Annotated in this window: 1 protein-coding gene (only partly in view); it reads left to right on the top strand. The window is 60.6% G+C overall.

Translation table 11 applies throughout. The annotated features are described in order from the left end of the window. Nucleotides 1-25,277, top strand: partial view of an SdrD B-like domain-containing protein gene (locus tag MWL89_RS00315; RefSeq protein WP_244387518.1) — the 5' portion only. Its footprint extends 1,768 nt past the window's final position; the window shows 25,277 of its 27,045 coding nt (coding positions 1-25,277); its start codon is at nucleotides 1-3; its stop codon lies off the right edge, out of view.

Here is a 25,277-nt window from a genome sequence, read left to right on the forward strand (position 1 = left end):
ATGATGCAGGCCGGCAAAAAGGGACCGACCGCTACGATTGTCGATCGATCGGAAGATAGCGAGTTTTCGACGGATCCGAGTGCGCCGTCGTTCAGGTCGAAGCAATGGGTTCGCTGCTTATCGGTGTTGTTATCCGTTGTCTTGACGACGACGATGTTCGACGTTTCCGGCATCGCTTCGGCCTTTGCCGAAGACGGTGCAACGACGATAGGGGAAACTCAAGAAGCTATTAGCGAGAGCGACTCCGCCGCTGAAGAGGATCCGTCCCAGGAAGGCTCGGCTCCGGAAACGGAAGAGAATCCGCCCATAGGGGGCGGCGACGGCACAGTCGAGTCCGGTGATCCGAGCGGCGGCGCATTGCCGGATGGCGATGGGGGATCCGCTGACGGTACGATCGATCCGAATCCAGGCGGGGAAGCGCTTTCCGAAAGCGTCGGGGAGGACTTCTCTTCGGATGCCGATCGGGACGACGCTCCCGTTGACGAGCCTGTCGACCCCGATGATTTTCTACCCGAAGGTTTGGTCGAAGCATCCGAGGTGCTGCCCCAGGGCGAAGCAGGGAACGCCGATTTGTCGTCGCGTGCGGCCTTCTCCCTAACGCTCTTCGGTGCGTCTTTCGATAGCTTATCGGGGGCGTACCTCGTGCAGGGATGCCCTCTGGGTGCGGTGCCGACGCTTGGCAATCTAGGCACCACGCTTGCGGGCGGGTCGCTCGGCAGTGGGGTCGGAACCGTTGTGATGTCGCTCGACGCTCCCTATATGATACAGAAGTCCGACGGATCGGTTGTCGCTACGCTTTCCGCCGAGGAATGGAAAGCCGAAGGCGGCGAAGAGAAGGGGATTCGCGCAATCCTTTCGTCGGAAGACCTCCCGGCGGGCTGGACAGTGTGGACGGAGCACGGCGGGCGCTACCTCAAGCGCACCGCTGCCGAGCTGCGCGAGGGTCTTTCGGGCCGCATCGTCTTCCGTTTGGAGGAAGACACTCTCGACGGCGGCACCGATCTGCCTCGATTCAAGGCTGCAATCAGCGGTGATGCTCCCTCGGGCATCCGTGCCGACATAACGGCATCCTTTGAAGCCCGCGGATATTCGAGCGAAGCCGGTGCGTTCGAGGACGGGTCTGTATCCGGATCGGAAACGATTGCCTTGATCAACGAAGAACCGTCCGCCGAAGCCTCGTTTTCCGTGTCGAAAGCATCCGAGCCTGTGATGTCGGATGACGGCGGATGGCTGTCGTATGTGGTAAACCTTTCGGTGCCCAGCGGGGCTTCCGCGGCATCGGATCTGGCGATTGCCGTGTCCGCTTGGGCCGATTGCACCGATCGTTTCGGCGTGCCCGTTTCGGCTCTCGCAGCGTTCTACGCATCGTCCGACGGCGGCGATCCGGTGAAAAACGATACCGGGGATATGTCCTCTTCGGCTCTTGAGGGACGCCGTTTCGTCGGCGTGCCCGGGCAGGGCGGGGCTATCGTCCTCGACGTCACAGGGCTTTCGACCGAGCAGATCGCCTCCATCGATCCTGCTGATGAGTCCTCTCTTGAGGTTTTCGGGCTCGAACCGATGGCCTACGAGGTGTCTCCCGACGGAACCTTGAGCATAATCGGTTCGGGTGCGGAATCCGGCGCCGCGCGCGCTGTCTACGTGGCGCTGCCCTATGCCGCCGATGCGCTCGACCGAGCTTCAGACGGCACGTGGGGGCCGGTGGACGTATCGATTCTGGCGAGCGCTGCGTTCGGGTCTGCCGGGGAGACGCTGTCTCAGCTGTTCGAGGAAAAGCCGACGTTCGCCGAGGCAGCCGAAGGTGCCGAGGAGCCTGACGAGCCGGAGTCCGATGGAAGCGAGGGATCCGAGAGCGACGAAGACGATCCCCTTCCGCCCCTCGGTCCCGTCGAGAAATCCGATAAGCTGGAGCTTCCGACGAATCTGCCTCTCGTCAGGGCCGCTTTCGATGCGACGCTCCTCGATCCGTACTTGCAGGTTGACAAAGGACCCGGCGAAAAGCCCATGGACGGCAACACGTGGCTCATAAAGGACGGGGATACCACGACCCTTTCGCTGCAAGCGCAATTCGGGTTCGTCGACGGTTACCTGGGCGGCGATCCCGCCAAGGCTCCGGTGTTCAAGCTGCTTGTGCCTTATCTCTACATCGAGGATGCAACAGGGGCCGTTCAAGAGGTGTACACCTATGCCGAATGGGTGCAGAAGAAGCAGGAGAACCCGATCAGCAACTCCTCGGGCAACGACATGTTCCTGTCGCTCAATCCGTCTGCCGACGTATTCACCAAATGGGAGGTGTACGACCAGTACAACCGAAAGATAACCGCAGGCAATTATGCGCAGTACTATCCTGACGGCCTGGTCGGCACCTTCACACTGAAGTACGCTGGTACAAACGGGCGCTACCAGCTTGCGCCAGGTTACGATGTGCCGAAGTTCCCCGTTTCCTTCCGCGGCCAGATTCCCGAGAACACGGGCGCGACGGTGAAGCTAGGTGCGAGCTTTACCAGCTACACCGACGCCGCAGGCATCGAATCGACGGGTAATGTCGTCATCGACCCCGGTACTATGGGCGAAACCACATGGCGCACGGCCACCTTCATAAAGACGAACCTTACTTGGGGGACCGAAGTCGAGTGCATATCCGAGCCGGTTCTGTGGGATCGGTACAACTACATGGTGTACAAGGTCACCACGAGCAACACCTCCACTACGGAGGACAGCATCATCGACTACTTCGGGTACTTCTTCCGCCCGAGCAGCGAGCTGCCGAGTCTAGGCTGGGGCCTTACGCAGGAAGATCTGCTTGCTTGGGAGGTTCTGCCCGACGGCAGTGTGGTTCCCAACGAAGATTTTGGTGCAAAAGGGAAAACGTATATCGGCAAACCCAAAGAGGGCGGTGTTCTGGTTTACGATACTACTGGATGGGTAGACGAAGATTATGAGAAACTCGATCTCGAGAGCTTCTCCAACGCCGAAGAGCTCGGCCTGTCTCCCCTGTCGTACATGACTGGCGGGCAAGACGGGCAGTTCACCTTCCGTATCGGGTCTACCGATCCGAACGACCCGTCGGGCAACCTTATCCCAAAAACAGAAGAGCATCCCGATAATCGCGATTCTCACACGACAATCATCGCGATCCCCTATACGACCAACATTCCCTACTGGACCAACCCCTCGACGGGCGAGAAAGAATACGAACAGGCAAGCTTGGTAACCGAATCGACCGTATACTTCGGCAAGCGAGGCGAGAACGACTACAGCTGGTCGCAGCGCCAAACCACGACGTCAAACTTCCTGGATCCGAAAGCTGGCTTCGAGCAGGATAAATGGGCGATCGATCGCAACAGCAACTTCGCTTTGCGTCCCACCGGTAGCGATCGCTTAGGATACATGAGTGGCTACGTTATCAACAACATGAAAACGGTCGGCAACATGCCGATCTTCGGTGTCGATTCCTCGACGTCGTACGGAGCGGCGATGGTCGACGCACTTCCCGACGACTACCAGCTCTGCAACATCGAGATAAGCTTACCCGACGAATCGGCTGCCGATCCTGACGCAGCGCAACCTGCGTTATCCGATTGGTACGACGAAGAGAGCGAAGTCGTCCAGTTCGAAATCGACAATGGGGATGGGACCACAAGTTGGGAGAGCTTGGGGTTGCCCTCGCGCGTAACGCCCGATCCTTCAGCCGGTATGGTAACGTGGCGCATCGGCGGTGAGGATCGCGCCTCAGGCATCGCCGAAATGCTGGAAGCAAGGGGCATCGCCGCCGTTCAGAACAAGAAATATAGTTCGGCCCCGATCCGCACGTTTACGGGCAAGTTCCGCATTCTGTTCAAAAACCGGCTTCCCAAAGAAACGGATATCCCCGGGTCGATTCGGGTAAACGGAATTATGATGTCGCCCGGTGCGCCGAGCGATCTTCAAACGTATCCGAACAGCGTGCAGGTCGAGTTCGGAGAAAAGCGCTGGATCCACGCCGGCGACACCTCTGGTGCCGAATCGCATTACGAGACCAAGCTGACCTTGGGCACGGAGGCGTCGGCGACCCTGAAGCCGATCGGTCCCGTTGAACCCGTCGTGTCAGCGAACACCTACACGAACGCTTCGGGCCCAGCGGACGAGGAGGTCGTGAAGAGAAACACCACGGAAGCGCTTTTAAACGAACACCTCTCCGGATGGCGATTCGACATCTCGAACGGCAGCCCCTCGATGATGGAACCCGCCTATCTGACAGTCGGTCCGATGCAACGCCAGACGGGAGACGATCTTGTTCACCGAGGCTTCGACGTCTCGCATGCGACGATTAGCAAAGGATTGCTCGAGAACGCCGACATACAGCGTGCAACCATCACCTACTACAGACGCGGAGCCAAAGTTCCCTCCACCGTTTCGCTTTCCAATCAGCAGCTGCTCTCCTACGTCGATCCGGCTTCGGGCAACGCGGTCGTCCCGGCATCGGCATGGGACGGCGGGTACTTCTCCGGCCTGCGCATCGACATGGCCTCGTACAAGGGGAGCCTCGACGCGTCGCCCGACGCCTACGTCGACGTGTTCGGCACGCCGAACATCCTTCAGAAGCTGCCGCTGACGGCAGAGTTTTCGACGAACTACGAAAACAGCGATTGGAACGTATCAGCGGCCGGAACCGCGTATCTGGACGTCGTTACCATCAAGCCGCCTACGGTGGTGGCGAGCTCCTACACAGATGCTTCAGGTCCTGCAGACGAGTCGGTTGAAAAGCAGAATACTACCGAGGCGCCTCTCAACGAGCGGCTCTCCGGGTGGCGTTTCGACGTTTACAACAACAACGAAACGGCTATGGTGCCCGCTTACTTGGCGGTCGGTCCGATGCTGCGGCAGCCAGACGGTGAAGCCAATCGGGGCTTCAACGCCTCGCACGTATCGATAAGCAAGGGCCTGCTCGAAAACGCCGACATACGACAGGCGACCGTCGTCTATTACAAGCAGGGTTCCCAAGACCCCTCGACTCTTACGCTTACGGGAGACGAGCTGCTCTCCTACGTCGATCCGGCTTCGGGCAACGCGGTCGTCCCGGCATCGGCGTGGGACGGCGGGTACTTCTCGGACCTGCGCATCGACATGGCCTCGTACAAGGGGAGCCGCGACGCGTCGCCCGACGCCTACGTCGACGTGTTCGGCGCACCGACCGTCGTGCAGAAGCTGCCGCTGACGGCGCTGTTCTCGACGGATTACGAGAACAGCGATTGGAACGTATCCGCTTCTGGCACAGCATACTTGAACGTCGTTACCATAGAGCCGAAGCTGGATATTTCTTACGGCTGGGAGGATTACGAGGGAGCGGTGTCGACCAATACGGCGGTACCGTATCGCTGGGGCGATGGCATTGGCGAAAAAACCTGGTTCGATTTCAAGCTGCAAAACGAATCGGATTCTTCTGCCGATGGGGTCAACCTCGATGCGTCGCTTGACGAGGTAACGGTTGAGCCGGATGGCGTTGAGCGCGGCTTTGTGCCCCGGCGGATTGAAATAGCAGGTTTTACGTCCGACGATGGAAGCCATGCGTCGGGAGTCCTTTCGGGTATTGATTTGTACGACTATGGGCAAACGATAACCGGGGATCAAGCTGCGGATCCCGCGCCGGCGAAAAGCTGGAGTATGGACGAGCTCAGGGCGTTCATCGGAGCGGACGGGGTGCTGAGCGTTCCCGAATCGGAGTGGGCCGATGTCGGGCCTGTCAAATCCGTGCGGGTTCGCTACGACCACCTTCGCCCGCAATCAACCGATGCCAATGGAAGCAGCATGGTCCTCAGGGTGTACGGCAGCGCCGACACGCATGGTACCGTCGTTTCCGGCAATGCGCACTCGTTTGTAAACCGTACCCCGGCATCCGCCCACTTCTATCCGCTGACGGATATGTACGGAGCGGGCATCGAGCGCACGGCATCGGCCTACATGCCCGTCGGGACGTTCAAGGCTGCGGTAGTCGGCAACGCGTTCAAGCCTGCGGCCGTCCGCCCCGTTACGAAGGACGATCCCACTTTGGGGGATCCCTTGGAGGTTGCGAACAAGGCTTCGGGCGTAGGGTACCGCTTCTCCCTGTCGAACGCCGGCCTCTCCCGCTCTGACGAAGCGACCGTAACGCTCAGCTTGGACAGCGTGAGCAACAAGTTGACAGGATCCGACGGCGTTCGGGGCTTCAAAGCTGGCACGGTCGATTTCGACGCCGGGTTGTTCTCTCTCGGGACCGATACGGAAACGGGTAAAACCGGCATGAAGGCGGTGCGCTTCTATTTTATGCGCGCTGACGGAAGTACAGCGGCTCTTCCTGATGTGACCATTGCGGCGAGCGACGGCACCTCATGGGAGGTAAACGACGACGGCTCGCGTACGGTCGATCTGACTTCGGGCCCCTTCGCCTCCTTCGCCGATCTCTACTTGAAGAAAATCGAGATTGTCTACAGCGAGATCGACCCTGCCTCGGCTGGCAAAGTGCTTGGCATCACGGTGACCGGGCAGAGCAACTGGTACAACACCGGCAGCAGCTATCTGCGGGCAACCGAGGCCATTGCGCAGCACGGAGCGTACGACACCGCTTTTTCCTACAGCGATAAAGCCGACCTGAGCGTTATGCGCCCAGCGCTAGAGCTCCATACATACGGGCAATACGCCGAAAGCGATTACACGGAGTCGTCCGACGGCGCCTCGGGCAATTCGGACGGGAACAGGACGGTTACTACAGTTCCCTACGACAGGGATTTCGTACTGTGGGCGAACATCAGAAACGAGCGTTCGGTGTCGCGTCTCGACGATATCGATCTTGCGGCGAGCATTCCGCTTGCATGGGAAACGGGCATCCGTCAAGACGGCCAAGGCACAGAATCCAGCGCTTGGACCGGGTTCCACGTAACCAAAATGACGGTGGAAAAACCGATTTTCGACGTATTCGATACGGGAGCGGTCGGCGATATCGTGCTCGTTGGCTATGCGCCCGACGCCGACGGCGCGGCCCAGAAGATCACGAAAACGCTCACACCCGACGCCTCTTACGTGCCGGGTACGGCGGAGGCCCCTTCGGTTCCCACGGCGTTTTACGACGCCGACGATCCGAGCAAGGTTTACCCGGTGTCCGACGACGGCAGCTGGTCTATCACTGAAGAGCAGATGATCGATCTGGGGATCGGGTACCTCGCGAGCGGTGAGCTTCGTTCATGGAAGAACATGGAAGAGGATGCTTCTGCTGAGGGTGCGGAAAACCAGAACGTCGTGTTCAACGGATACGAAGACTCCGATTTCAACGATGAGGACGTGTTCAGCGCAACGTCGGCCAACCATCTCGAGGGCTTCCGCGCGTTCACACCGAGCGGTGACGGCTACACGGTGTTGCGCAACGATAGCTCGACCGTTTACATCAGCAAAATGTACTTCGATGCCGTAAGCAGATCTGCATACTACGACGGCGGAGCGAACCGCTTCGACGGATACACCACGGGTCCCTACGACACCCACCACGGCGGCGATACCTACGTTGCCTCCCGCGAGGATGACACCGCGATCGAAGTGGGGTACAAGGCGGAGGGGTCGTTTCTGGCCGATTTCCGCCAAGTGCTCAACGATCCGAACCAGATGCTCCCCGAATGGACGTGCGATACGGAGCAAGGGTACGCCCGCGCCCATTGGGAAACTATCGGGTCGAAGACCTACAACAGCGGTGCGCGCCTGCGCATGACCCAGACGCTTCCGAACGAGTATTTCGATGCGTACTACATCAAGGTTCGTTCCGCTGCAGTGCCCTATCTGAAGGGGATTACGGTCAACTACGCGGACGGCTCCTCGATGATCGTTGACGAGGCGACCATTCGAAGCTACGCGGACGGCTCTGCAGAGTCGCTGCAGGACGATATCGACGGGCAGAAGTACTTCCGCGTCAACCTGCTCAACAAAGGCGCTGACGGATCACGCATTCCCGATTACGGAACGGCGAACGGCTCTGCTTACGCCTACAAGGACCCGTTCGACGACTACGCCGACCCGTCAGATCCCACGACGGGCGATCTGGTGACGAGCGTCGTGTACGAACTGGGCATCAACCAGAGCCAGTACGCTTCGGGCGAGAACCGCTTCGCCGACGGAACCTTCGACGCGAGCGAGCAGGAGGGCTCTGCGGCGGGCGTGCCCGATTACGGCACCTGGTATGGAAGCGACAACAAGGATGCCAAAAGCTGGATCGACAACATGGCGTTCGAGGTCACAGGCCGCTTCTACAGAGAATCCGGCACTATCGCCGCAGAGACCGACGTTACCATGCAGGTCGGCGGGGACTACTCAGGCAACATGCGCGCGGGCCACAAAGCGGTAGTGCGCTACAATGACGCCGACCCGAACAACGCCAACCGCGATCGCGAGGGATGGGCGTACCAGAACTACCATGCAGTGTATTCCAGCGTCGGACACGCGCACCACGAAGCGCAGATGCGCCATCTGAAGACGATCGCGCGAGCGGAGGTGGTCAGCGACGGCAACTATACGCGCAAAGGCGTGAGCAGCGGACTCGTGGTCGGCAATGACGGTGATACGAGCGTTCGGTTCGCGAGCGATCAGAAGTTCTGGGTGTCGCTTTACCGAAAGAGCAGCACGGGGTCCTCGTACGGCAACTGGCCGGCCGGCCGCGTTTCGTTCGCAGACCGCATTACGCTGGGCGATACGCTTCCCGTATGCTTCCCCTACGACGACCTGGGATACTACGGGTTCTTGACTACCGGTATGCAGATCGTCGGCGGATCGGGGGTGTACGACCATCTCGATACGAGCGAATACCCCGATGCGTCGATCACCCTCGTTACCGAGCAGTGGGTCTCGAAGGGCGACGGCACGTACCAAGCGGACGCAACGGGAGCCCGGACGTTCGTACTGCGCGCCGACGGCATGTACCAGCGTGCGGCGGACGGCACCGAGACGAAGGTCGGCGAGCAGGGTCTGAACTACCTGTTCGCCAACAAGGGTTCGAATACGGATCCTGCGATAAAATTCGAGCGCTCCGGCGAGAACGCAGCGGCGGAGATCGTGCAGTACGAAGCGAACGGCGGCAAACCGGTCGTTGTCAGCTTGAAAGAAAACGAATTTGTGGACAGCTACGTCATCGATCTCGGTCGGTACGGCGGCAGCGCCGACGTCACGTCCGAGACCCCCCGAGTCCATACGCCGGATTTCGATGGAACCAGCGCGGATCCTGACTTGTACGTGCTTGGCCGCCCGTACGTCTATCGCGGCCAGAAGAATCCCATCACCGGATCGACAAGCGATATAGCCGACGCCACCAACACGATGGCGGCACGCAGCTATCAGTACCATGCGCCCGACACGGAGATAAAATCGTCTGATCGCTACACCGGTTCAAGGCTTACGGACACTGCAGACGACCAGGCGCATTACCTCGGATACCTCATCCCCTACGGCTACAACTACAGCCTTCAGGCGGTGGATGCTCAGGGCGCGGGCGATCAGAGTGCGGACATCGCGTTGCGCGACTATCAGCCCGACAACAATACACCGAGCACCGCTGCGTTCGAGGTGAGGTTCTGGAACATCGACGATGGCAACCCCGGTGTCGACGACGTGAGCCGAGCCACCCATATCAGCCATGTGAACCTCTCGTCGACGATGGCGGACCAGTTCCGCTTACAGAAGGTGTACGTGCCCCGGCAGCTTGTGCCGGGCGATGCGGAATGCAAGGACGATTGGTTCCGCGTGGCCAGATTCTCCTTGACGGCCAACGGCACGGTCGTGTCGGGCACGTGGGACGAGATGGCCGCTTGGGGCATCGTGTCCGATCAGCCGAACGCCCAAGGAAACTACGTTGTCGATGTGGAGAAGTATCTGAGAGACCATCCCGAACTCACTACAACGTATCGCGGTCTGACAACCACGAACACGCTCGATGCAAACGGCTTTGCCGGCGACCCTAATGTGGATCTCACCTATGCCAAGGCTCACGTCGGATCCATCCAGCTCGATTTTGACTCGCCGACCGCCGATCGCGAAAAGCCCGAAACTATGCTTGATTCGGGCCAATATCTCGCCGCCGACCGTAACGCGGACGGATATGCGTTTGCTTACGAGGGCGTATACGTCGATCGGACGGAAGAGGATTTCGAGGCGGACGTTTGGAACGGCAGGTCGACGCCGACCTTCGGTAAGCAGGGCAACGCGTTTCCCGAGGGAACCTTCGCCAACTCCATGGGTGTTTCGGAAGTCGAAACGAAAGACCCCAACCACGGCAGCCTGACGGTGAGGCATGCCGACTCGCGGGCGGCGTACGTGCTGAGCCATCTTCTCGGCGTCATGGAGACGTCGGTCGAGCGTGGTAGGGAAGTCGAGCTGAACGGCGCGCCGTCGACAGCGTTCGCCTACGATTGCGACGACCGATCCGTAACGTCGCCGATGAGCTACGATCCCCTTTCGGGGGCAGGGAGCAACATTCCCGACGGCGAACTGTACGCGGGCGACTATGTGGAGTATCTGCTGTACGTGGGTGCTGACGAGGGATCCGCCCTGCCTCTCGAGCACGTTGACGCGCGGTTCGAGACGCACCCCGGACAGCGCATCGTCGGATGGGAGGTAGCCAAAGAGAAGACGCCGGGAGGCGAATGGATCGAACGCAACACCACTGGGCTGGCGGTGAGCGCAAAGATCACGAACGAAGACGGCAGCGTTTCTCGGGATGCCGATGCAGAGACGGACCTCTCGCTCGTGACCGACCAGTCGATTGCTCCGATTGCGCGAGCGTCCGCAGCTCTCGATGCGACTGCTGCAGCGCTCGGCGCCTCCGCCGAGCTCGATTCGGGGACCGTCGAATCCATCGTTGCGGCTGCGGCGGGCAAAGTGGAGGCGTACGAGCAGAACCGCAATCTCGTGTTCTCTCTCGGCGAAGACGCCGTCGGCGCGGACGGTGTGCGCCTCGACCCAGATGCGACGCAGATCCAGGCGGGAACGGGTGTCTACCTACGCGTCATCACGCAGATGACCGATGAGCTCGAAACGAAAGCGGGCTACAGCACGACGGAGAACCAGGCGTTCAACGGGACGGGTGATGTGCCCTCGTACCGCGGTCAGAGCGTCCGCTCCGATTTCTATGCAGCGGCTGCGCCGAAGCACGATTTCGTGCAGCATCGTATTACCGACCAGTTCAGCGGAACGAGCTTGACTGGCGGAAACGGCGTTTTCGCTTATTCGAACGATACGGGATACGGGACAAATGACATCGCGTATAATCGCGCCGCCGACAAAGCCGTTCGCTTCGAAGAGTCTGCAAATGGATCCGCGAAGAGGCAGTTCGGCGCCCAGGACTACGCTTCGGTACGCTTCTACAACCACCTCAGCGACTATGCAGGTGGTGGAAACCATTACAACGACGTAACGTTGAGTGCCGAGTTCACAGCGAAAAAGCCTTCGACGGGCGCGATCTCTGTCGACGACGGCAATCCGATGCAGCTGACGGTCGGGAACATAAAGAACCCGACGTGGCATGCCGAGGACGTGACGGCGTCGGTCGCGTTCACCGATGCGGTCGATGCTGCGGGCAACCCCTCGGGAAAACGGGTGTTCGAGCTGATCGACGTCCCTCGGCTGGCAGAGAGCACGACGACGGTCAAAACCGACGATCGGGGCGATCCCGTCGCCCTTTCGTATCCTCCGACCATGCCCGAAAGCATCGCGGGGCCCGATCCTGCGAACCCCGGCCGCCCCGACATCAAGGTCGAGTACTACGATCCGACGCGGGACGACGGGGTTGGCGCATGGGTGTCCTATGCGGATCTCGAGGCGATCTACGGGTCGGCCGATCCCGACAAAACGCCCGAGGGGCATACGGCCAACGGGAGCGTGTTCCGCGAAGTCACGGGTGTGCGCTGGACGTATTACGATGTTCCGGCAACCTCCGATGGCAAGACCGCGTTCGCGTTCGACGACGTGGCGTTGATCGGAGTGGGGCGCTACCAAGACGTTCGCGACCCCGACGCCGCTTTGAGCGCCCAGCCGGTTTATTGGACGGGGAAGGTGCAGGTCGATATCGCTTACACCCACCGCCATAACGAAGCGACCAAACTCGACTTCACTGAGGCGGGCGCAGGCCCCGTCACCGCCTCGCCGGTTGTTCACGGCACATGGCTGACCAAGCAGGACGAGGGCCGTTCGACGACGAAGACGGTCTACCGCCGCTCGCCGGTCATGCAGTTCCAGAACCAGGTGTTCCAAACCGAAGACATCGCATCGGCCGATTATGACGCGAATGCCGATCAGAAGCTGGGGTATGTTCCCGGTGAGCTGTTCTGGTACAAGGATACGCTGAAGAACGTGCCGAAGAGTACGAATGACGGCGTTTTGCTCCTTGAAGGCGAGCTGTACAACCCTGTTTTCTACGAACGTATTCCTACGTCGTATCTGAAGACCGATGCAAATGGGAAGATCGACGCGGCGTATCTGGAAGGCCAGCTCAAGAACCGCGTGCGGTGGACGAACCGCGACGGCAACGACGTGCTGGCCGATCGCACGGCCGGCATGCACCTCGAGGTGTCGGTGGTCGAAGACGCCGTAGAAACCGCATCGGGAATGGCGCCCGATTACGGCGGAGCCATGACCTACGTGTCCGGCGCGGCCGAAAAGGGCAAGCCGTTCAGCGACATGGACCCCACCGGCGAAGGCGTCTCCGAGTCGACCGAGTTCACGCTGCTGAAGATAGCCTGGGTTGCGGATTCCGAGGGTCAGGGAGGAAGTGTCGTCCCGGCCGAGGAGCAGGATCTTCGCCCTGTCGATACCGTGCAACCGGAAAATACTCGCATGGAGGTGGGGGACACCATCGAGCTGTGGTTCCCCGTGCGCGCCGCTATCGACGGGCTGCCTCAGGTGTACCTTGATCTCGATACGCTCGGCACGGGCACGGCGGGAGCCGAGCCCGCGTACTTCCCGCGCATCGGCGAATACTACAGTTCTGCGTCCGGCAACGTCAACCCGATTTCCACAAACGGGTTCTCGACGGCCGATCCCCAAGACGGCGCATACCGCATCGGCAACGAAGCATCCCTTATGGACATGGACGCGCTCCTGCACGAGTCGGCGTTTTCGGGAGACAAGGCCGAGCAGTCGGACCTGTGGGATATGTTCGACGGATCATACACCTACATCCCCGGCTCTTCGGCGAGTTCCTACGCGGATTACGGAACAAGCGGCCAAGACGGCACGTACCTCGACGAAGATGTGAAGACCGCCCGGAACGTACAGCTCATCCGCTACACGCCGCAAGCGTATGCGGGGACGGTGAGCGAAGCGGGTTCCAAGCTTCCGAAAGACACCCAATATAAGAATACGGGGTCGTCTCGCTACACCCGCGACTACTATACGTTCGTAACGAAGCCCCGTACTCAAGGCAACCTTTCCGACGACACCGTCCGATGGGGTTCGAAGGCGCCGCTCGTATGGAGCCAGGTGCGCGTGCATCTGCAGAAGGCGTGGATTGCGACGTCGAGCGAGTTCGTGCCGAAAGACGAGGCTGCAAACTACAAATCGTCGCGGCAGTACGAATCGGGTCTCGACCCGCACGAGGGATGGTACGTGAGCGGCACGTTCAACAGCCATCAGTACGGCGAGAAAGGCGTCGTATGGGGTCAGCATGAAACCACGTTGCAGTACAACCAGGATTTCACGGCGAGACTGCAGGCTTTGAACTACGGCGATCGCACCTTGGACGGCGTCGAGTACACCTACATCATGCCGCGCGGCATCGAGCCGATCGTCGCCGAAGACGGCTCAATCGACGTGAGGGGAAGTGTGCTGCTTTCGAGCAACGGTGTTTCGGGTGCCAGCAGCGATCCGGTTGTAAACGAAAGCTGGGCGGACATACCGTCGGATCTCATCGACGTCGCAGTCGTGCAGAGCCCCTACGGCGAGTACGAAGGTTATGATGCGCCGAGCGCCTCGCAGGATCCGGCACGTTACCGCGATGGGTCGACGACTACAGAGAAAGACCTTTCGTCCGACCCGTCTTCAACCTACGAGAGCGTTGCTTCGTCGGAGCAGGGCAACCGCAGCGAGGCGTACACCGATTCGTCGCAGCCGTGGGTGCTCAAGATCACCGTGAAGCAGGATCTGGGCAAATGGTTCTACCGATCTGCCGACGGCGGCGCCGCCAATTCGGCCGACCCGGATGCCTACGCCGACGGCGGATACAAGATCAACGTCGACGTTCCCAGCCATGTGTTCGCGAACAACGAGAACGGCGGTTGGTACGACCGCGTGCTGGTGCGACCCATCGATGCGGCTGCAACGGGCGACGATACGGCTTCAGGCGAGGAACCCAGTAAATCGAGTGCCTACTATCAAGTACTCGACATCGACCATTTTGAAGGTCCGAGCGCGACGGGCGCAAACAAAAACATGCAGCCGTACGGAATGGACTACATGTGGTCACTTCGCTGCAACAGTCACTCGACGTCTGGTTGGGACTTCGCATACGGCTCTCCCAACATGCCGGCCGTGAACGGCTGGACCGTCCAGAACAACACGGTGGTGACTGACGGTGCCGCCATGGGGGAGAAGGCTGAAAACGATCCCATCCTGTGGCATGGGGCTTACAAGGAGGACGCCCAGGGTGAACCGGCGCTGTATGCGCAGACGGGCACTCGGGCCATGCAGCGCACGCCGCTCGTGCGCACGTGGAATACCGTCGGCGCAGACGGCGTGACCGGCACCGCCTCGGACTACTACATGAGCAATGAGGCGTCGAGGAGACAGCTGAACGTGCATGTGGAAAACCGTTACTGGTGGGATGAGTACGCCGTCGACCAGTACTATTACGCTTACGAACGCCACTCGCACAACTACTCCGTCGATGGCGGATCGATGGGAGACGTGGTGCTGCCCGTGGTCACGACGGTGCTGCCCTACGGTATCGCTCCCGCCCGCAGCGATACGGGAATGCCGTATGCGATGCTCGAGAACGTCGAGCAGCCGATGGAGGCTGCCGATTGGAACGTGGTTTACAGCCAGGATGCCACCGCCGACAGCCGCGACAAGCTGAGCAACGGCAACAACGCTTCAGACGAGCAGAAGCTCAAGGACTTCACTGCAACAGTGACCTACGAAGAGGTCGAGGCCGAAGACGGTGCGAGTGAGTGGCGCTTCGTTGTGCGCTTCATCGCCAACGGCAACGATTTTAACAACGCCGACGGAAACGTCGACGACCGAAACGTAATGGATGCGGCTGCTACGACGGATAACACCGAGCAGCGCATAAAGACGAACGGCATGGACACGTTCAAGTTTGACATCGTCTCCTACGACGAGCCGAAGCAGGACGATGCGGGCGAACACGAGGAGACCAAGAAGGCGTACGAGAACATCCGCACGTACGTGTCGAGCAAGATGGGCGGGTTCCGCTTCAAGTCGGATACCGATATAGCGGGTAACCCGTACCAGGTCTGCTCGGCTGCGAACTTTCGCAGCTACTACGTGGACCGCACCCACGACAAGCGTCTGGACGCGCGCGTCGCCGTCTATCGCTCGTCCGGAAGCGATCTGTCGGACCATACGGGCAACGAGAACCCGAACCATACGTACGTCAGGCCCGGCGTCATCCCGTACGATTTCTACGACGATGGGCAGGATACCGTCGAGAACGTGCCGAGCAATCTCTTACCGGGGTTCGTCGGCACCTATAGCGAACTCGGCACGAGCGACGTTGCCAACGGGACGTCGATCGACCGTGCGGGCAAGGGCGTGTTAGTGGAGGACTATGCCTTCCGATCCGACTATGCGCTATCGCCCAAGAGCACGATGGGGCTCAACGGAAACGATACTGAGTCTTCAATCGAGGGGTACATCAACCGGTTGACGGGCGCTGCCGATTCGCATACGGATGCCGGCGCGTACTCGGCGCTGAAAATTCGTTCGAGCTATCCTTCGTTCACGACAAGCTACGAGGTCGAGGTCGAACCGTCGGATCGTCCGAGCGACGACCCGAACGCCGCGTCCGGCACCGGGACGAGCACGGGCAACGGTGCGGTTGACGGCGAAGTACTCGATATCGACGGCGGTAAAACCGGCGACGACGAGAAGTCGTGGCAGTACGACGACACCCCGTGGTATTCGATCAGCGTGGTGAACGGGCTGCAGGAAGGTGCTAAGCTTTCCGAATCGGGACCGCTCAACCATGCCAAGCTGGTGTTCGCCCTGCATCTGCCCAGCCAGGTTTCCTTCTACGATGAAAGCACGATAACGAGCGGGCCGACCGACGAGGCTGCGGGTGTGCGCAATTTCGCCGATTACGAGGGCGACGACTACCCCTTCTACGTCGAGTACACGCACAAGGACCGTCACAACAACGATGCCGTCGTGACCGAATATCTGACTCCCAAACAGCTTATCGAGCAGGGATGGACGGTGGAAATCACGTCGCAGCCTAATTGGGAGGAAGACGATTTTTCCCAATTAGGGTATGCGAAGCCCGATGCGGACGACCCCGACGATGCGGTGCCCGATGAGACGACGAAGCCAAAATCCCATAGCGGTGAGGTACTGGTGTTCGAGCTCGCACCGCCCGACGATGCCTCCGACGAGGAGTTCGACAAGTACAACAGCATGCTCCATGCGTATTGGATGGGCGTTCGGCCCGACGGGTACTTCGGCGCGGGAGACAAAGTAACGCTCAAGGTCAAGACGCGCATTGATAACCTGGGCAGCGAAGGCACTGCGCTTGAAGGAGCCGCTGATGAAAACGGCAGTGCCCTATCTTATAAAGAGCAGCTCGAGCAGGTCCGCACGTGGGACGGCGAGGGCTCGCAGGCGTATGTGACCAGTCACGATCGTACGCTTTCATGGCTTCCGGGCGGCGGTGCCGATCCAACCGAAAAGGGCTGGACGCATACTTACGACAATGGAACGAAGGCGGAAAAGGGCAAGCTGCCGAAGCCCGAAGACAATCTCAGCGTCACCGATTTCAAAGACCAGACGGTTGACCGGTTCGCGTTCGACGATCGCGTCGAGGATGCGGCAGGCTACACCGATGACAACGGTACGCCAGACGATCCGAGCGACGACATCGTTGTCGACGAGGTCGATATGGATGACGACGGTCAGTTCGACGACGTGTATTCGACGGCTACCGCCGGTTGGTTCAAAATACAGCGCCCAAATGCGAGCATTCGGGCCGATACGCTGATGCAGCGCCGCCTCATCGCCGACCCCGACTTTACGGGCGTCAACCTTGGCGACGATTCTCATCAGGGGGGTACGAACGAATTCCTCATTACGCAGGCCATCAACACGGGCGGTGCGGTCAACAGCTTTATTGCGGATTGGCAGATTCCCTATTGGGCAACCGGTTCGGGCAGCGTCTACGATGCCCCGTTCCAGGATTTGAAGATGGCCATCGGCCGAATCCAGCCTAACGTCGATACGGTGAGTACCGGCGTGTGGGAGGTGCCGGGAGCCGGTTTCGACAAGTACGTCGATGCCGACGGAGATCCTTGCGATGCCGATGCCGAGGGAGCCAGGCCCGCAGACGACGCTGTTCCCAACGAGCAGGCGGAAACAGAATCGAAGCTTCGGGTATACATGCTCGCGCGAGTTGCTTCGAACGATCCTTCCGAGCACCCCAACGGCTTTGAGGAGCAGAACGGCCCCGAATATATTCCGCACGAGAATTTCGCCCTACCCGGAACCGATGCGGACCGCGATTACTATCGCGGCGAAGACGATGCAGACGATGGCAACAACGCAGATGCGCAACAGGGCACTTGGGTGGTCATCGGCGATCCGAATGGCTACAGTGTTGCCGAAAAGGTCAATCATGAGATTGACCTTGAGGCCTACCTCGGTTCAGCTACGTCCGACGTGCGCCAGATTCGCTGGGTAGTCAAGGCGGGCGATTCGCTCGAGGACGACGAGGCGTCGCACGAGACGCCGGTGCCCCATGGCTTCCGGCTCGACATCGATGCCGCTCCCTACGACGGGACGTCGGCCGACACCATAGCGGCCACCGAGGGCAAGCAGGAGGCGGACGACGTCGACCCTGATCGCGCCAATGTGGGTTGGGAATGGGTCAAGTACGAAGACGGCGTCTATGCGACCGATGAGCACGGGAACAAGCTCATCCAGAACAAGACCCCCATGCCCGAGGGCATAACCGACAACGCCGCCGCTGTAACGTGCAACACGTTCATTATCGAGGATCCCGTAACCCAATCGCTCAAGGGCCGCGCCCTCTACGATCAGCTGCCTGAAAGGTTGGCTGGTTCGTATGTCACGGAATCGGCCGACGATGGTCAGCAAGGCGACGACTCCGGGGACGGGGAGGCAGGGAAGCCGACATCGTCGGTCGCACATGTGAACCACTTCGTCAGCGCAGTGCCCCGCTACGATGATACTAAATTCGCTGAAGCGGAGCGCTCTCGCGCAGGCTTCTACCGGGATCCTGAATATCCCTATATCAAATTCGATATGCAGCAGGCTTACTTCATGGGATCCTACGACACCGAGTACGCATGGTCCGTCGGTACGCCGACCATCGACCCTTCGATGTCGCGCATGATGCGCTACACCATGACGCTGACGAATCTGAGCTCCGATCAGTTGAAGTACTTGGGCATCAAAGACGGCACGACTGACTTCTGCACCAATCCGCAGATATCGGAGATACTGCCCTTCATCGAAGGGTTCGGTGCCGCTACGGCCATGTCGGAAGACAACTTCAAATATGTCGACTACCTTTCGTCTGCCGATCCGAGCTGCCCGCTCAGCCTGGACTACAAGGACACCGCAGTGGTCGAAGAGGTTCCCGTGTTCGACGAGGACGGCAACCCCGTCTATGTGCTCGAAACCGACGAGAGCGGGAATCCGATCATCGGGCCCGACGGGAAGTACGTGTACAAGCAGGAGGTCGACGAGGACGGAAATCCCGTGTTCGACGAGGACGGCAACCCCGTCTACGTGCAGGAAACCGATCAGGTCGTCACCGAGCGCGCGGAGAACCTCGACGATGCGACGCCTTTGTGGACCTACCACGTAGTCGATTTGGACGATCATCTGGGCAATCCCGTTCCCAACCTTTCGGCTGGGCAGAACTCGATCACGCTAACCGATCCCCGTGTAGGCGGTAGCTTGCTCGTGGAGGACAAGATCGGCTCGGTTTCGGGCGAATCGAGCTACAACCGCAAATTCATGAATTGGCGTTTCACCGGCTCGCGGGACAACGACGGCAATTCCCGTCGAGGCAGGCTCGAAATGGGCCAGGCGGTCGTCATCGAGCTGATGATGCCCATCCGCGAGGACGCCAATGCATCGGTGAGCCGCGATCTTCTGACGGCGTCGGGCTATGGCTACAAGGAAGGCAATTTCGATGCGTACGTTCCCGCCAACCAAACCGGTTCCGACAAGATATCGCTGATCCGCGACTCCCGCGACGTGAACCTCGACGGCATCACCGACCAGAAGATGGTGCGCGCCGAGTTGGCAGCCGTCGGGTTCGCTTCGAACGATACGCTCGATCAATCGAAATATTCGACCACTCAGGTGAATACGCTCTACACCAAAGCTGCCAACGGACCGGCGGCAGCCCCCGAGGGCACCGACTACACGTATCTGTCGTCCACGCACAACGTGGGTACCGATCCGGGCAAAGCGGAGAAGTACGTGCGCGCCACGCTGTTCGACGTGCTCCCTCATCAGGATGACACCCAAGTGTTCAACTCGCCGGGGGGCGAGCCGGTCGAACGCGATTCGCAATGGAACGGCTGGATAGACGATCTCGACTCCATCAAGCTGCTCTTATTTGATCCGAGCGACTCTTCGCAACCCGAGGGGCGCGTACTCGACGAGGCGAAGGGCGAGGCTAAGATATGGGTCGGTCCCATCAAGACCGAGGGCGACAAACTCGTTCCCCAGACGGAGACCTCCCTGCCCAAGCTCTACGCGATGGGGTCTACAAGCGAGAAGCTTGCATGGCTCAATGCCCGTTATCACGATTCGAGCGATTTGATGCGCGCCGACGGCTTCGTCGAGCTCGACGAGTTGAAGGCGTATATCGAAGCGCATCCCGACGAGGCGGAGAAACTGAAAAAATCCATCAGAGCAGTATGGGCCCAGGTCGATGACGATAAGCTGTTCATCCCATCGCAGGGGTACGTGCGTCTGGCCTATGACTTGCATACGCCGCTCAACCTGCCCAAGTACCTGGGCAACCTGACGGGCGATCCTGTGTTCGATATGAACTTGGACGACGACAACCCCGATCTGAATCCCGATTTGGCGGCACGTCTTGCCGAGACGGTGCAATGGAACAGCTTCCTGCAGCGGGTGAACGAAGGCGGCCCCACGGCCGACGCGAACGCGCGCACCGTCGAGAACGTGGAGGCGGGCGTGTTCGTGGACGCTCCCGACGAGCGCGGCTACATCGGCGACTATGTGTGGATGGATCCCGATTGGAATACCTATCAGGACGATACCGAGGGAGAGCTTACCACCGATGCCCTCGGCAGGCAGACGACTTACCACAAGGGAGAGAACGGTCGCTGGACCCTTTCGACCGACAAGTCGATCGACGAAGCGACGGGCTTATGGACGGGGCTTTACGGCGACGGCCAGGCGACTGCGCCGCTGTATCGCGATGTCGACTTCGACGGCCAAGCGGAGGATCCCGGCATCAACGGCGTCAAGGTCGAGCTCCTCAACGAGTACGGCCACCCCGTCAACCGAGACGGAGTGGTTTCTGTGCTCGTCAACGACGACAAGACGAACAACGAGGATCGCTGGGTCGTCGGAGATGCGCAGACGGGCGACCCGTCGTACAACGAGATGGGCGGCTATATCAGCGCCGATGCCGGTGAGCCGTATTCGTTTATCACCGAGTCCGACTACTACGACAACAAGGGCTACTGGATCTTCTCGAACCTCAAACCCGGAAAATACAAGCTGCGGTTCACCTTCCCCAAGGAGTACGCCGATTATTCGCTGACCACCAAGGAGATCGGCCCCGACGATGCGCGCACACGAATGGGCTTCGACCGCATTTGTGACGATCCCGCTACGGCCGAAGACGAAACCGCGCTTGTCGCAACTACGCTCGACCCGATCGTCGTCGAGCCGGTCGCCTATAGCCCGGAAGCCTTCAAGGCGGGCGAGCATGACGCGGTGCATGAGGCTTACGATGCTCGTATGACCAGCTACGATGTAGGCATTGCGCGTCCGGTAACCTACGAGGGCACGGTGTACCGCGACGACATGCTGGCCGACGGAACCGAGGTAGACGACGATGACGTGAACGGCTTGCTGGACAATGTGGGCATCGATTGGGACGATCCCGATCCGATGAATACGGGAGCGGCTAAAGCCGAGCGCCGTTTGGGCGATATGGAAGTTTCCGCCCACCTTTACGATCCGGTGACCGATACCGTCGAAAGCGACCCCGCACTCGATGCCGAGGGGAACCCGGCGGTGTACACGACCGTGTCTCCGAACGATCCTGAAGCCGGCAACTTCGAGTTCCGTTTGATTCCCGATAGGTATTACGTGATACAGTGCGTCGACGCTACCGGCACGCGCGTGCTCAAGCCCACGCTGTACCTGTGGTCGAACGATCCGCTCGAGTATCCCACGACGGATGTTGGCTTGTGGGACAACGACCTGCAGCTGGTATCCGGTCAGGGTATGACGAGGCCCTTTGAAGCCAAGGTTCCCGTCGACGAGAACGGCGCGGCCGTATACGAGAACGGCGAATCATGGCGCGGATACAAGCATTACGAGAAGCTCGCTTTGGGCTGGATCGACGGAACCAAGGGGTACCTTGGCAACTATGTTTGGAACGACGAGAATTACGACGGCGTCCAGGGCCAGCTTGAAGAGGGCGTCCAGGGCGTGCGTGTAACGCTCGAGCAGTACTGGTGGAACCCCGACGGGGCGGACGGTGCTGGCTGGGAATTGGTGCCCGGTCAGACGCCGCGTACGGCCACTACGACGCTCACGGGGCAATACGTATTCAAAGACGTGCCTACTTACGTGGCTGATCCGAACGACCCCGGTGCCGATGACGATGCGAAAAAGAAATACCTTGCCGGCTATCGGCTGAGGGTCGATCGGTCGGATCTGGCGTCGCTTCCCGACGACTGGGGTGTGACGCTGCGCAACAGCGCTCACGATGCGACGGGCGGTGTCGACGATGAGATCGATTCCGACCTGAGCAGCAAAGCGATCGATGCGGAGGTCGGGTCGAATGCGGCTTACTATCTCAACGAGGCTGTTTCGTCGGACGATATGGAGGCGGGCTTCGGTCCCGACGGCATGATAATCGTGGCCGGACCGGCGGCCGATCCCGATGCGCAGGGCAGCAACATCGTATCCGTTTCCCGAAACGGCGTCAGCGTGCGCTACGATCTGCTCGATGCCCAGCGTATCGAATCGTGGGATGCAGGCCTCGTGGGCATACCTCGCTCCGCGATCGACGGTCGGGTGTGGCAGGATGCCGATTACGACGGCGTGCAGAAGATGGATGGGGACGGAGCGTACAGCGCGGACGAGCCCGGCCTGCCCGGTCAGAAGGTAAGCCTCACCCAGTGGTACTTCGACCCGGACTACGAGAACCCCCTTGACGGAAACAGTCATTGGCGGCAAAACGATTCGTTCGGCTCCGACGCCCGTACGGCAGGCCTCGTTACGGGCGGTACCGCCGACGGCGCGGGCTCGGTGTCGGTGCTTACCGATCAGGACGGCCGTTATGTTTTCGATAACCTTCCTGCAGCCTATACCGACCCCGACGGCAAGCACTGGCTTGCGGCGTATCGCGTAACGCTTGATTCGCTCGTTGTGGACGACAAGGGCACGCCCGATGCATCCGACGACAACCACTGGCTCTTGACGCGCTATCACGAAGGAGATGACGCGTCGGTCGACTCCGACGTCGAGGATACGACGACGCTTGCGGTAGCCGATCGCGAGGGCGAGCACGTTCGCCCGCACAACGGCCAGATCGTCTTGGCCGGCGAGGCGGGCGAGTATCGTTCGGACCAGGGATCTCACGTTCGCGTGGGCGCGGAGGATGCAGCCGACGGCGAGGCGACCGTATACGACTGGCTCACTGTACGCACCGATGTGGACGGTGCGGCGCGCGTGCCGGGCGGCGACATCGGCGAGCTTCCCGCACCCGAGCAGGATATTGTCGGCGTTGTGTGGAACGACGAGAACAACGACGGCGTTCAGGATAAGGATGGGCAGGGCGTCCCGGCGGCCGACGAGTACGGCGTAAACGGCATTCGCATAACGCTTGAGCGCTATGTGCCCGATGGCACCGGCGGGTGGATGCGCGATGCTTCCTGGGGTGATTGGGCGGCTTACGATGCCGACTGGACCGCTGGCATGTCCGAGCACAGCATGGATACTGCGAGCCTTCCCGATTCCGACGGCGTCGTTCGCGACGGCGTGTATCGCTTCGAGAACCTGCCTACGCAAAGACGCGAATCGGATGGGTCGATAACCGTGTACGCGTACCGCGTGCGCCTCACCGATGCGGAGTACAAGCAGCGTACCTACATGACCGCGAAGTACCAGCAAGGGTTCGATTTCACCGAAGACTCGGATCTGTGCTACGACGATGCGTATCTCATGAGCGCCGCCGAGGGCGAGTACGACGTGCTGCTCGACGCGGCCGACGAAACGTCCGCGTCATCGAACCTGGTAGGCGCTCCGAACTCGAACAACCCTAATCAGGGCGGGAAAGCGCCGTCGGCCGAGCGGGTGACGCGGGCGGGGGGCGAGCTCGTTTACGACGCGGCCAAGGGGTCCGACCGCGCATGGAACGACGCCGGCATCAAGCTGCCGCCGCAGCATAAGATCGCAGGCTATCTTTGGACGGATTCCAACTACGACGGCATCCGCCAGGCGGCCGAGCAGACCGTCGACGGCAAGCGGGTCGTTCTGAAGGCGTGGTACCTGAAGAACGGGACCTGGATGCGGGTGAGCGGAGCCGGCTCGGTTGAGAGCATGCTCACCGGTGAAGACGTAGGCGGCGCTGCGGACAGCGGAAAACCGGGATACTTCGAGTTCGACAACTTGCCCGTCCGCATAGTCGATCCCGATGACGGGTCGGAGCGCTTGGCGGGTTACACGGTCGAGATGCAGGGCGACAACGCCGGCGGCGAGGGTGTCGAGGGCATGGTCCTGACGTCTCTGCAGGTCGAGAGCCCCGACAAAGACGGCGCCAACTCGAAGGCGGTCCGCCCCGCCGACGCGGATCCCGCTCTGGGCTTCGATGCGGGCAACTATCCCATCAGGTGGAATGAGGTAACGACCCAGGATGGCAAATGCACGCTCGACGGCCGCATCGTGCTGGCGCAGCCTGCCGACGAGGCGACGTTGCCCCAGTACGAGATCGAAGGTTACGACATCGCAGGCGGCCACGACGAGCTGCGGATGCATGCGGGCTTCGGTCCGTTCGGCACGGCGGCTCTGAGGGGCGTGGTGTGGGACGACGAGAACTACGACGGAATTCGCGGCTACCGTACTTCGATCGACGCATACGATCCGCCGCAGCTCTTCGGTTCGCTCGAGCGCGGCATCCCCGGGCAGACCGTATACGTTACGCAGTGGTACCGCGATGGCGGCGAATGGGTTCAGAACAAGCTGTTCGGTACGGCGAAGCCGACGACGGGCGACTTGTCCGCGGCCGAAGATTCGGTCAAGATCCTGCGTGTCGTCGAAGGCGTCGAATACAGCATTGACGGTGGCACCACCTGGTACGGCGGGGCGGTACCCTGGCCGGGCGCGGAAGGTTCTTTCGAAGGCTTGGCCCCTGCGACGGAATACGAGGTTCTGAGCCGTCGCGCCGAGACGCAGGAAGCGGGCGCCTCCATGAAGGTCTCCACGCTGGGCTCGCGCCGGGCCCAAGGCCCGTCGGGCGAGATCGAAGCAACATCTTCTTCGATCGCGGTCGTAGCAGCGCCTTCGGGCGATGCCCCCCACGGGTGGGAGTATACGATCGGAGACCCCTTGAGCGCCGATGCCGTGTGGCTGCATGCCGAAGAGGGCGATGCAGCGGGCGTTGTGTTCGAGGGGCTTGACGAGCGCACAGCATACAAGGTGGTTGCGCGCCAGAGGACGGACGGATCGGGCTCGCCGGCCCCGGCGCTTCCTGCTACGCCGGTGACGACGGCGGCGGCGGGCGCCGGCTCGTCGGTCGGCTATGTCCCCGACGGGCAGGCCGATGCGCAGGTATCGGTCGTGCCTGCGCCGCTGGGGTCGGCTGCAACGGCGACGAA

The sequence above is a fragment of the Raoultibacter timonensis genome (genome assembly GCF_022845715.1).
Lineage (GTDB): Bacteria > Actinomycetota > Coriobacteriia > Coriobacteriales > Eggerthellaceae > Raoultibacter > Raoultibacter timonensis.